The organism is Paracoccus sp. (in: a-proteobacteria), assembly GCF_046289755.1.
GTDB lineage: Bacteria > Pseudomonadota > Alphaproteobacteria > Rhodobacterales > Rhodobacteraceae > Paracoccus.
This window is the reverse complement of sequence record NZ_JBKBVD010000040.1, coordinates 23,769-34,494: the sequence shown is the minus strand read 5'-3', so window position 1 is coordinate 34,494 and position 10,726 is coordinate 23,769. Positions and strand designations below refer to the sequence as shown.

Here is a 10,726-nt window from a genome sequence, read left to right as displayed (position 1 = left end):
GGATCCTCGGACCAGATGTCGCGGCGGCCGTCGCCGTTGAAATCGACGGCATATTCCAGATACGAGGTCGGCATGAACTGGGTGTGGCCCATCGCGCCCGCCCAGCTGCCCAGCATCGCCTCGGGCGCGGTGTCGCCCGCCTGAATGATGCGCAGCGCGGCGATCAGCTGGTTCTGAAACATCTCGCCGCGGCGGCCATCATAGGCCAGCGTCGCCAGCGAGGGGATGATCTGCATCCGGCCCCGGTTGGCGCCGAAGTTGGATTCCATGCCCCAGACCGACAGCACGATCTCGCGCGGGACGCCATAGCGGGCCTCGACCGCGGCCAGGGTGCGCGCCAGTTCGGCGTTCTTCTGGCGCCCGGTGGTGATGCGGTTGTCGGACACGGCGCTGTCCAGATAGAGCCAGACGGGGCGCGAGAATTCGGCCTGACGGCGATCCAGACGGATCACCTCGGGGTTGTAGCGGGCCAGTGACATGGCGCGGTCATAGGTCCCGGCCGAGACGCCCGAGGACAGGGCGCGCGACCGGAAATTCTGCACGAAACGCTGCAGCCCGGCCTGATCGCCGGGTGCTGCGGGCGGAATCGCCGAGGGGGTCACCGCCGATGCGGGCGAGGCCGAGGCCCCCGGCATGCGCGAGACCGGCGCCGCGCAGGAGGCAAGGGCGCCGATCAGCGCGGTGGACAGAAGAATGCGGGGAATGCTCATCGGGATCGCCTGTTCGTGACTGCTGTTTTTTGTGCTTAACGATAGCCTAGCCCAACATGCGCGGCTTGCATAGGCAAGGCACGGGACTGGTGGCGGCCCCGAGCCTCTCATCGACTCACGAAGCCGTGAGGGCGGATCAGTTCAGCAGGCCGTCGGCGCCATCGGCGGGGCGGTCCCCGAACCATGGCGTCATCTGGGCGATAATGACGGAATTCTCGTCCAGTGCGCGCTGCATCAGGGCGCGTTCGTCATCGTCGATCTCGTGGCCCTCGGCCAGACGCTCGGCCAGCGTGCCATAGCCGGTCACGTCCAGCGGCGCCATCTCGGCCTGTTTCAGGATCGCCACGGTCTCGCGCACCGCCTCGGCCTCGTCCTGTCCGGGGGCGTAGCAGACCAGCCCCGCGCCCGTCGCGCCCTTGGGCAGGCCGTCGCCCGACCTGCGCCCCAGTTCCACCACCAGCGTATAGACCTGCATCGCGTGCCTCTCCCGGATTGCGTTTGCCTTGGCACATCACGTCCGGCGCCACATCGCAAGAGGCGGCGGGCTTGCACGCGGCGCGCGGGGCGGCCAAGGATGGCGCGGACAGCGGATGAGGATGCGATGAGCAAGAGCCTGGCGCGGGTGCGCGCGGCATTGGAGGCGGCGGGCGAGGCGGTGCAGATCGTCGAGATGCCGGGTAGCACGCGCACGGCGGCCGAGGCGGCTGCGGCGGCGGGCTGCCATGTCGATCAGATCGCCAAGTCGATCATCTTCCGCGGCGAGGACAGCGGCCATGTGATGCTGTTTCTGACCGCCGGGGGGCGGCAGGTGGACGGCGCGCGGGCCTCGGCCCTGGCGGGCGAGGCGCTGGGGCGCGCGGATGCGGCGCTGATCCGGGCCGAGACGGGTTTTGCGATCGGCGGCGTGGCGCCGGTGGGCCATCTGCGCCCGCTGCGCGCCTTCTTTGACCCGAGGCTGGCGGAGTTCGCGCAGGTCTGGGCCGCCGCCGGGACGCCGCGCCATATCTTTGCGATTGCCCCCGACCGGCTGCTGGCGCTGACCGGGGCGGAGCCGGGGGATTTCGCGGGCTGAACCCGGTGCGGGCGGGCGGCGTTGGCCCGTGACATGCGAGAGGAGTGAGGGGATGACCCAACCGATGATGGCGCTGAATGACGGCAACCGGATGCCGCAGCTGGGCGCGGGGATCTGGCAGATCAATGATGCCGCCACGCCCGAGGCCGTCGCGCAGGCGCTGCGCATCGGCTATCGCCTGATCGACGGCGCTGCCGCCTATGGCAACGAACGCGGGCTGGGCGAGGGGGTGCGGGGATCGGGCCTGCCGCGGGGCGAGGTGTTCGTGACCTCGAAGCTGTGGAACGACGCGCAGGGGTTTGACGCCGCGCTGCGGGCCTTTGATGCGACGATGGCGCGGACCGGGCTGGCGTATCTGGACCTGTATCTGATCCACTGGCCGCTGCCGATGTTCGACACCTATGTCGACAGCTGGAAGGCGCTGATCCGGCTGCGCGATGAGGGGCGCATCCGGTCCATCGGGGTGGCGAATTTCCACGAGGCGCATCTGCGTCGGCTGATCGACGAGACCGGCGTGGCGCCTGCGGTCAACCAGATCGAGCTGCACCCCTCGCTGGTGCAGCGCGATCTGCGCGAGGTGAACCGGCGGCTGGGCATCGTGACGCAAAGCTGGACGCCGCTTGGCCGCGGCGATGCGTTCGGGGCGCCGGAGCTGGTGCGGATCGCGGAACGGCTGGGGCGCAGCCCGGCGCAGGTGATTTTGCGCTGGCATATCCAGCACGGGCTGTCGGTGATCCCGAAATCCGCCAGCCCCGCCCGGCTGGCCGAGAATTTCGCGGTGCTGGATTTCGCGCTGTCCGGGGCGGATATGGCCGCGCTGGACGGGCTGGATCGCGGCCACCGGACCGGGCCGGACCCTGAAAGTTTCGATTACCGCGATCCGCTGTGATCCAGCAGCCGGTGCATCAGCGGGCTGTCGGGATCTGACAGCCCGTCGATCACGTCGAAATGGTGGCGGCCGGGGTCGATGACGCAATCTGTGGAGACGCCCAGTCCCGCCCAGATATTGGCCAGCAGCCGGGCCTGTCGCAGAAACTCGGGCCGCTCGGTCGCGCCGACCCAGGTGGTGACGGGGATGTTCTCGCGCGGGGTCAGCAAAGCCGGGCTTTCGGCCAGCGCCTCGGCCTCGTCCAGACGCAGGGTCTGGTTCATCTCGGTGCGCAGCAGCGGGCGCAGGTCGGTGATCGGCGAAATGGGGACGCAGCCGACGATCCGGGCGGCCAGCTTGTCGGGCAGCACGCCCTGACAGACCATGCGCGCCGCCAGATGGCCGCCGGCGGAATGGCCGGTCAGCACGATGGGACCGGCCACGTTGAACGCGGCCTTTGACACCGCGCGCGCCACCTCGGCCGTCATCTGGGTGATGCGGGCGCGCGGCGCCAGCCGGTAGGCGGGCATGGCGCAGGCCCAGCCCGAGGCCAGCGCGCCCGCCGCCAGATGCGACCAGACCGACGGCTCGAACCGCATCCAGTAGCCGCCATGGATGAACACCATCAGCCCGCGCGGCTTGCCCGGCGGCACGAACAGATGCCCGCGCCCCAGCGGCAGGGGCCGGTGACCGGCGCGAAAGGTCGCGGCAGCCTCGGTCCAGCGGGGCAGAAAATCCTTGGACCCCGGAATATAGGCGCCATTGGCATAGGCGTCGTCCCAATCGGTAATCTTGTACTGCATCAACGCCTCACTCTTTCCGCCAAGCATGCGCGATGCTAGCCTTGCGTCAAGAGGGAGCCTAAAATGCCAGATTTTTCCAAGACCCGCGAAGCGTTTAGCCTGCCCGAGGGCGTGACCTATCTGGACGGAAATTCGCTGGGGCCGATGCCTGTCGCGGCGACCGGGCGGGTCGCGCGGATGATGGCCGATGAATGGGCGCAGATGCTGATCACCGGCTGGAACAAGGCGGGCTGGTATACCCAGCCGCGCCGGGTGGGCGACCGGATCGCGCGGCTGATCGGCGCCGGGCCGGGGCAGGTGGTCATGGGCGACACGCTGTCGATCAAGGTGTTTCAGGCCGTCAGCGCCGCCCGCGCCCTTCGCCCCGACCGGGCCGTGATCCTGTCGGACAGCGGCAATTTCCCCTCGGATCTTTACGTGGCCGAGGGGCTGGCCCGCGCGGTGGGCGCCGAGCTGCGGGTGGTGGCCCCCGACGCGGTCGAGGCGGCGATCACCCCCGAGCTGGCCGTTCTGATGCTGACCGAGGTGGATTACCGCACGGGCCGGCGCCATGACATGAAGGCCCTGACCGCCAAAGCCCATGCGGCGGGGGCGCTGGCGGTCTGGGATCTGGCGCATTCGGCGGGGGCGGTCGATGTCGATCTGCTGGGCGCGGATGCCGATTTCGCGGTGGGCTGCACCTATAAATACCTCAATGGCGGGCCGGGCGCGCCTGCCTTTATCTGGACCCATCCGCGCCATGAAGAAGCCGCGCAGCCGATCCTGCAGGGCTGGATGGGCCATGCGGCGCCCTTTGCCTTTGATCTGGACTATCGCCCCGCGCCGGGGATCGAGCGGATGCGCGTGGGCACGCCGCCGGTGATCGCGCTGGCCGCGCTGGAGGCGGCGATGGACATCTGGGACAGCGTCGATATGGCCGATCTGCGCGCCGCCTCCATCGCGCTGTCCGAGCGGTTCATCGCGGGCGTCGAGGCCCAATGCCCCGGTCTGGTGCTGAACAGCCCGCGCGATCCGGCGCGGCGGGGATCGCAGGTCGGGTTTCGCCATCCGCAGGGCTATGCGGTGATGCAGGCGCTGATTGCGGCAGGGGTGATCGGGGATTTCCGTGCGCCCGATGTGCTGCGCTTTGGCTTTGCGCCGCTGTATAACAATGCCGATGACGTGGACCGGGCGGTGGCCGTGCTGGCCCGCATCCTGCGCGAGGGCAGCTGGGACCGGCCGGAATTTCACCGCAGATCGGATGTGACCTGACAGCGGCAACCTGACGGCGGCAACCTGACGGCATCGTGACCCTGCGCGGGACGTATCGGCGTTTACGCATATGTCGCGGCGGGCTACCCCCAAGGGGACCCCGACCGCGAGAGGACACGCCATGCCGACCCGCCGCAGCCTTCTGGGCAGCCTTTTGACCAGTGCCACCGCCGGGCTGGCGCTGAGCGCGCTGCCCGCCCTTGCACAGCGCGCCAACCCGATGCCCGATGAGATCCGCCGCGCGCTGGAGCGCGACGATACCTCGCCGGTGCTGGGCAACCCGGACGGCAATATCACGCTGAGCGAGTTCTTTGATTACAATTGTCCGCATTGCCGCACGATGATGCCGCGCATCCAGCGGCTGATCGGCGAGGACCCCGAATTGCGGGTGGTCTTCCGCGAATGGCCGATCTTTGGCGCGGGGTCGGATTTCGCGGCGCGGGCCTCGCTGGCGTCGCTGACGACGGGGCGTTACTGGCAGATGCATGCGGGGCTGCTGGGTCAGCGCCAGCGGGTCGAACTGCCGGTGGTGATGCGGGTGGCCCGCGAGATCGGGCTGGACGAGGCGGCACTGCGCGAGGAGATGGACAGCGACCGGGTCGAGCGGCACATCTCGATGACGCATCTGCTGGCCGAGCATATGGGGCTGGCGGGCACGCCGACCTTTGTCTGCGGCGATGAGGCGGCATTCGGCGCGCTGAGCATGGAGGAACTGCGCGCACTGGTCGCGCGGGGCCGTCAGGAGATGGGCGTTTAGGGGGCGTCCGGCGGCGCCTCGCGGCCCCAGCCGGCGTCCTGCATCTCGCGCAGGCGGCTGGCGGTGCGTTCGAATTCGAAACTGCCCTCGCCCTCGTTATACAGCTGTTCGGGCAGGTCGGCGGCGCTGGCGATCAGGCGCACGCGCGCCTCATAGAGCGCGTCGATCAGGGTGACGAAGCGCTTGGCCTCGTTGTAGTTCGAGGCCGACAGGCGCGGCACGCCGTCGATCAGCAGCACATCCACCGCGCGGGCCACGGCCAGATAATCGGCAGGCCCCAGCGGGCGACCGCAGAGATCCCAGAACCCGGCACGCGCCACCCGACCGGCGCAGGCGGGCAGCTCGACCTGACGGGTCTTGACCTCGATATGGACCGGCACGGGGGCTGCGCCTTCGGTCAGATCGTCCCAGATCGCATCCATGGCCGCGCGGGCCTCGGCATTGGCGGGGGCGAACCAGACCTGCCCGCCGGTGGTGCGGTTCTGGCGGTAATCGGTCTGGCTGTCGAGGCAGATGACCCCCATCCGCGCCCGCAGCAGCGCGATGAAGGGCAGGAAAAGCTGGCGGTTCAGCCCGTGCTTGTACAGATCCTCGGGCATGCGGTTCGAGGTGGTGACAATCACCACGCCCTGATCGACCAGCACCTGAAACAGCCGCCCCACGATCATCGCATCGGCAATATCGGTGATCTGCATCTCGTCAAAGCACAGCAGGCGCACCTCGCGCGCGACGGCCATGGCGACGGGGCGGACGGTGTCCTGTTCATTGCGCTTGCGCGCGGCCTCCAGCCCCGACTGGATTTCCTGCATGAATTCATGGAAATGCACGCGGCGGCAGTGGATGCCCGCAGCCTGCGCCGTCTCGGCCATCAGGTCCATCAGCATCGACTTGCCGCGCCCGACGCCGCCCCACAGGTACAGGCCCTGCGCGCCGGGCAGCGGATCGGGATTGCCCACGCCCAGAAACGCCCGCCAGGCGGAACGGGGGCGTGGCGCGGGGGCGGGGTTGGCCAGCATCTCGTCCAGCACCCGGTCCATATGGGGCAGCACGGCCTGTTGCGCGGGATCGGCGCGCAGGCTGCCCTGGGCCACTAGGGTCCGGTAACGTGCGCTGATCCTGCCCATGGTGCCCCCTGCCTGTTGCGTCCGCACCCCTGCCACAGCCCCCCGCCGCGCCGCAAGAGGCATTGACCGCAGCGTCAGGCCCGTGCGACGCGAAGGAAACACTGCGGAAGGGAAGCCCGGATGACCCCCGATCTGATTGCTGGCGTGCCGGTGCTGTTCGTGATGGCGGCGCGCGCAGAATACGGGCCCGAACTGGCGGCGCGGATCACGCCGCTGATCACCGGCGTCGGGCCGATCGAGGCGGCGGTGCAGCTGACCGCCGCGCTGGCGCGGATGGCTGTGCCGCCACGGCTGGTCGTTTCGCTTGGGTCGGCCGGATCGGCGCGGCTGGCGCAGGCGCAGGTCTATCAGGTCAGCGCCGTCGCGTGGCGCGACATCGACGCCTCGGCGCTGGGGTTTGCGCGCGGTACGGTGCCGTTTCTGGACCTGCCCGCGCAGATCGCGCTGCCCCATCGCATTCCCGGCCTGCCCGAGGCCAGCCTGTCCACCGGCGGCAATATTGTCAGCGGCGCGGCTTACACCGGCATCGCGCAGGACATGGTGGATATGGAGACCTTTGCCCATCTGCGCGCGGCCCAATGGGCGGGCGTGCCGCTGATCGGGCTGCGCGGCATCTCGGACGGGGCCGAAGAGCTGCGGGGGCTGGGTGACTGGACCCAATATCTGGACGTGATCGACGGGCGGCTGGCGCAGGCCGTCGATGCGCTGGCCCGGGCGCTGCGCACGGGGGCGATCAGGGTCTGAGCCGCACGTTGCCCCCGCGTCGGGTTGCCGCGCTTGTTTCCGGCCCCCCTGCGGCCTAAACCTTGGCTGCATCACGGAAAGGCAGTCATGGCACGCGGGACAAGCAATCTGGAAGATCGCCCGGTCAGCAAACGGGTGGGGGCGCTGGCGGCGCTGTGGCCCTTTGTGCGGCCCTATCGGGGTCAGGTCGCGCTGGCGGTGGCGGCGCTGATCGTCACCTCGGCGATCAGCCTGATCCTGCCTCTGGCCGCGCGGCGGGTGGTGGACAATTTCGACGATGGCGCGGGGCTGCTGGACCAGTATTTCGGCGCCGCCCTGCTGGTCGTGGCCGGTCTGGCCCTGGGCACGGCGGCGCGGTATTTCTTTGTGACGCGGCTGGGTGAGCGGGTCGTGGCCGACATCCGCAAGGCGGTGTTTGCCCGCGTCATCACCCTGTCGCCCGGCTTTTTCGAACGCGTGATGACCGGCGAGATCCTGTCGCGGATCACCACCGACACGACGCTGATCCAGTCGGTCGTCGGCTCGTCGCTGTCGATCGCGCTGCGCAATATCCTGATCCTGGCGGGGGGGATGGCGATGCTGGCCTTTACCTCGGTCAAGCTGATGGGGCTGGTGCTGCTGATCGTGCCGGCGATCCTGATCCCGATCATCGTGCTGGGGCGGCGGCTGCGCAAGCTGTCGCGCGAAAATCAGGACTGGATCGCGGCCTCGTCGGGCACGGCCTCCGAGGCGCTTTTGTCGGCGCAGACGGTGCAGGCCTATACCCATGAGGGGCGCAGCATCGCAGGCTTTGACGGCGTGACCGAGCGGTCGTTCGACGTGGCGCTGACCCGCATCAAGACGCGGGCGGTGATGACGGCCATCGTGATTTTCCTGATCTTTGCGGGGGTGATCGGGGTGCTGTGGGTCGGCGCGCGCGATGTGGCGGCGGGCGCGATGACGGCGGGCGAGCTGGTGCAGTTCGTGATCTATGCGATCCTCGTGGCGGGCGGCGCGGGGGCATTGTCCGAGATCTGGGGCGAATTGCAGCGCGCGGCGGGCGCGACCGAGCGGCTGGCGGACCTGCTGTCGGCCGAGGACGGGGTGCGCGATCCGGTGCAGCCGGTGGCGCTGACGCGCCCGGTGCGGGGCGAGCTGGTGCTGGAGGGGGTCAGCTTCCGCTTTCCGACCCGCCCCGATGCGCCTGCGCTGGCGGGCGTCGATCTGCGGATCCGGCCCGGTGAGACGGTGGCGCTGGTCGGCCCCTCGGGGGCGGGCAAGACGACGGTGATCCAGCTGATCCAGCGGTTCTGGGACCCGGTGCAGGGGCGGGTGCTGCTGGACGGGACCGATCTGCGCGACATGGCGCGGGGCGATTTCCGGCGCGAGATGGCGCTGGTGCCGCAGGATCCGGTGATCTTTGCGGCCTCGGCCCGCGACAATATCCGGCTGGGCCGCCCCGAGGCCGGCGATGCCGAGGTCGAGGCCGCCGCCCGCGCCGCCCATGCGCATGACTTTATCGCGGCCCTGCCTGCGGGCTATGACACCGCGCTGGGGGAGCGTGGCGTGATGCTCTCGGGCGGGCAGCGGCAGCGTGTGGCGATCGCGCGGGCGATCCTGCGCGACGCGCCGATCCTGCTGCTGGACGAGGCGACCAGCGCGCTGGACGCGGAATCCGAGGCGCTGGTGCAGGCGGCTGTGGCGCGGCTGGCCGAGGGGCGCACGACGGTCGTGGTCGCGCACCGGCTGGCGACGGTGAAGAAGGCCGACCGGATCGTGGTGCTGGATCAGGGCCGGATCGTGGCCGAGGGCACGCATGAGGCGCTGGTGGCCGAGGGGGGGCTGTATGCGCGGCTGGCGCGGATGCAGTTCACCGATGGCGGCAACGGGGTGGCGGCGGCCTGAGCCGCGACGGTTGCGCGTTCTGCGAGGTCCCGCCGTGAGGTCCCGCCGTGTCACCGGCCATCGAGGCCGGTGCCACGGCGGCGCGCGCCCCGGCCTAGGGGCCGTGTCACACGCGGGCGCGGCCCCTTTCGGGGTGGCGCTGAGGGGCGGGGCCCTAGCGCGGCGCGGCCAGAACCAGCGACCAGTAGCGCGTGCGGCCATCGGCGCCGACCGCCTGCGCCACGCCGATGTCGCGGACCCTTCGGTTCAGGATATTGGCCCGATGCGCCGGGGACCGGATCCACGCGCTGATCGCGGCCCGCGCATCCATCTGCCCGGCGGCGATATTCTCGGCTGTGACCGAGGCGCTGTATCCGGCGGCCCGCACGCGTGCGCCCACGCCGCCCCGGCCTGCATGAGACATCCGGCCGCGCTGCGCCATGTCGCAGGCCTGCTGCGCCGCCGCCTGTGCCAGCGCGGGGTGGAGACGGACAGGCGACAGACCATTGCCCTGCCGCTGATGGTTGATGTTGTCAGAGATCGTCGCGATCTCGGCCCCGGTCGGGGCGGAACAGGCGACGGCGGCCTGTACGGCGCCCGGGCCGGACGGACCCGGCAAGGGGGCGGCGAAAGCCGCGCCGACGATCAGAATGGTCCAAGCGGGAATACGCATCCGACACCTCGCCTTTTGATTGCATCACACAACCATAAGCGGTCCGGTGCCGGGGCGGGTCAAGCCGCGCCGCTGTTCCTGCGCGGAAACTAGCGCGGCGCGGCGTAGACTGCCGCCCAATAGCGGGTGCGCCCGTCCGCGCCGATTGCCTGACCGACACCATAGTCGCGCATCTGCGGCAGCATGATGTTGGAGCGGTGGCCCGCCGAGGCGTTCCATTCGGCCAGCACCCGGTTCAGCGAGTACGGACCCGCCGCAATATTCTCGGCCGAGATCGAGGGGCGGTAGCCCACCGCGCGCAGCCGGTCGCCCGGGCCGCTGGTGGTGCTGCCGATATGGGTCATTCGCCCCCGCTCGGCCATGTCGCAGGCGTGGCGTGCCGCGACCTGCGCCAGCGTCATGCTGGACTGGACCGGACGCAGCCCGGCCTGCTGCCGCAGCGTGTTCGTGGCGGCGGCACCGGTCGCGTTGTCGGCCTGCGAGGTCGCGGGGCAGGTCGCCGCGCCCGCCTCGGCCACCTGGACGGCGTAGGGATCAACGCCCTTGCTGGTTGTTGTGGAGGTGGCGCAGGCGGACAAAACCGCCGCCATCAGCACGAGGCTGGTGGAACTGAAAACTTTGATCATGCGTCCTTGCCGTAATACGATTGAAGCGTTGAGGCGTGGAACCGATGTACCGCAGAACAATTGAGAAACAGTTTCCGAGCGTATCCAATAGCTGAATTCTGCCTATAGTTGCATATTGCAGGCGTCAACGATGATCGGGCCAGTGCGACGTCGCGTCGCCGTTCCGAGGTGACGCGGCGTTCTGGCGCAGGGCCGGGTCGGGGGGACTTGCCCAGTTTTCCCGCATCGGCGCATT

The 10,726-nt window shown here is 69.7% G+C and carries 12 protein-coding genes; 6 read left to right on the top strand and 6 right to left on the bottom strand.

Annotation, left to right across the window (positions count from 1 at the left end; translation table 11 throughout):
* On the bottom strand, window positions 1–710 hold a 710-nt coding region (locus ACK41U_RS14275; RefSeq protein ID WP_409681424.1), incomplete at its 3' end, for a lytic transglycosylase domain-containing protein.
* Between the two features lie 136 nt (window positions 711–846).
* On the bottom strand, window positions 847–1,185 hold the full coding sequence (locus ACK41U_RS14270; RefSeq protein WP_409681423.1) for a hypothetical protein: 339 nt from the start codon (window positions 1,183–1,185) through the stop codon (window positions 847–849).
* A 126-nt stretch (window positions 1,186–1,311) separates the two neighbouring features.
* On the opposite strand from ACK41U_RS14270, the gene ACK41U_RS14265 reads away from it, so the two are divergent.
* Together ACK41U_RS14265 and ACK41U_RS14260 are read left to right on the top strand one after the other, a co-directional pair.
* The gene (locus ACK41U_RS14265) at window positions 1,312–1,782 is read left to right on the top strand and encodes a YbaK/EbsC family protein (protein WP_409681421.1); all 471 of its coding nucleotides are present in this window, start codon (window positions 1,312–1,314) and stop codon (window positions 1,780–1,782) included.
* A gap of 52 nt (window positions 1,783–1,834) precedes the next feature.
* A complete protein-coding gene (locus ACK41U_RS14260) occupies window positions 1,835–2,671 on the top strand; it encodes an aldo/keto reductase (RefSeq protein ID WP_409681419.1) in 837 nt (278 codons plus the stop codon).
* On the opposite strand, the gene ACK41U_RS14255 is transcribed toward ACK41U_RS14260, so the two are convergent.
* Entirely contained in the window at window positions 2,653–3,453 is an 801-nt protein-coding gene (locus ACK41U_RS14255; protein ID WP_409681417.1) for an alpha/beta hydrolase, read from the bottom strand. The genes ACK41U_RS14260 and ACK41U_RS14255 overlap by 19 nt on opposite strands.
* A 63-nt stretch (window positions 3,454–3,516) precedes the next feature.
* Between ACK41U_RS14255 and kynU the strand changes: the two genes are divergently transcribed.
* Window positions 3,517–4,704 (top strand): kynureninase, encoded by a 1,188-nt coding sequence (gene kynU / locus ACK41U_RS14250; protein ID WP_409681415.1) that lies wholly within the window; start codon window positions 3,517–3,519, stop codon window positions 4,702–4,704.
* 121 nt (window positions 4,705–4,825) lie between these two features.
* A complete protein-coding gene (locus ACK41U_RS14245; RefSeq protein ID WP_409681413.1) occupies window positions 4,826–5,461 on the top strand; it encodes a DsbA family protein in 636 nt (211 codons plus the stop codon).
* Here ACK41U_RS14245 and zapE read toward each other — a convergent pair.
* Window positions 5,458–6,585, bottom strand: coding sequence for a cell division protein ZapE (gene zapE / locus ACK41U_RS14240; protein ID WP_409681411.1), 1,128 nt, complete (start codon window positions 6,583–6,585; stop codon window positions 5,458–5,460). The genes ACK41U_RS14245 and zapE overlap by 4 nt on opposite strands.
* Window positions 6,586–6,705: 120 nt before the next feature.
* Between zapE and ACK41U_RS14235 the strand changes: the two genes are divergently transcribed.
* Together ACK41U_RS14235 and ACK41U_RS14230 are read left to right on the top strand one after the other, a co-directional pair.
* Window positions 6,706–7,329, top strand: a complete 624-nt coding sequence (locus ACK41U_RS14235; protein WP_409681409.1) for a 5'-methylthioadenosine/S-adenosylhomocysteine nucleosidase — start codon at window positions 6,706–6,708, stop codon at window positions 7,327–7,329.
* A gap of 87 nt (window positions 7,330–7,416) precedes the next feature.
* Window positions 7,417–9,213, top strand: coding sequence for an ABC transporter transmembrane domain-containing protein (locus ACK41U_RS14230; RefSeq protein ID WP_409681407.1), 1,797 nt, complete (start codon window positions 7,417–7,419; stop codon window positions 9,211–9,213).
* Between the two features lie 154 nt (window positions 9,214–9,367).
* Here ACK41U_RS14230 and ACK41U_RS14225 read toward each other — a convergent pair whose 3' ends face one another.
* Both ACK41U_RS14225 and ACK41U_RS14220 read right to left on the bottom strand, forming a co-directional pair.
* Window positions 9,368–9,865, bottom strand: a complete 498-nt coding sequence (locus ACK41U_RS14225; RefSeq protein ID WP_409681405.1) for a CAP domain-containing protein — start codon at window positions 9,863–9,865, stop codon at window positions 9,368–9,370.
* 89 nt (window positions 9,866–9,954) lie between these two features.
* Window positions 9,955–10,491 carry a CAP domain-containing protein gene (locus ACK41U_RS14220; protein WP_409681403.1) on the bottom strand — a complete coding sequence of 179 codons (537 nt, stop codon included), beginning with the start codon at window positions 10,489–10,491 and terminating at the stop codon, window positions 9,955–9,957.
* Window positions 10,492–10,726: the final 235 nt, after the last annotated feature.

Coding starts and splice junctions, on each gene's coding strand:
- zapE (WP_409681411.1), bottom strand. CDS start 6,585: ATGGGCAGGATCAGCGCACGTTACCGGACCCTAGTGGCCCAGGGCAGC.
- ACK41U_RS14255 (WP_409681417.1), bottom strand. CDS start 3,453: ATGCAGTACAAGATTACCGATTGGGACGACGCCTATGCCAATGGCGCC.
- ACK41U_RS14230 (WP_409681407.1), top strand. CDS start 7,417: ATGGCACGCGGGACAAGCAATCTGGAAGATCGCCCGGTCAGCAAACGG.
- ACK41U_RS14270 (WP_409681423.1), bottom strand. CDS start 1,185: ATGCAGGTCTATACGCTGGTGGTGGAACTGGGGCGCAGGTCGGGCGAC.
- kynU (WP_409681415.1), top strand. CDS start 3,517: ATGCCAGATTTTTCCAAGACCCGCGAAGCGTTTAGCCTGCCCGAGGGC.
- ACK41U_RS14225 (WP_409681405.1), bottom strand. CDS start 9,865: ATGCGTATTCCCGCTTGGACCATTCTGATCGTCGGCGCGGCTTTCGCC.
- ACK41U_RS14260 (WP_409681419.1), top strand. CDS start 1,835: ATGACCCAACCGATGATGGCGCTGAATGACGGCAACCGGATGCCGCAG.
- ACK41U_RS14235 (WP_409681409.1), top strand. CDS start 6,706: ATGACCCCCGATCTGATTGCTGGCGTGCCGGTGCTGTTCGTGATGGCG.
- ACK41U_RS14265 (WP_409681421.1), top strand. CDS start 1,312: ATGAGCAAGAGCCTGGCGCGGGTGCGCGCGGCATTGGAGGCGGCGGGC.
- ACK41U_RS14220 (WP_409681403.1), bottom strand. CDS start 10,491: ATGATCAAAGTTTTCAGTTCCACCAGCCTCGTGCTGATGGCGGCGGTT.
- ACK41U_RS14245 (WP_409681413.1), top strand. CDS start 4,826: ATGCCGACCCGCCGCAGCCTTCTGGGCAGCCTTTTGACCAGTGCCACC.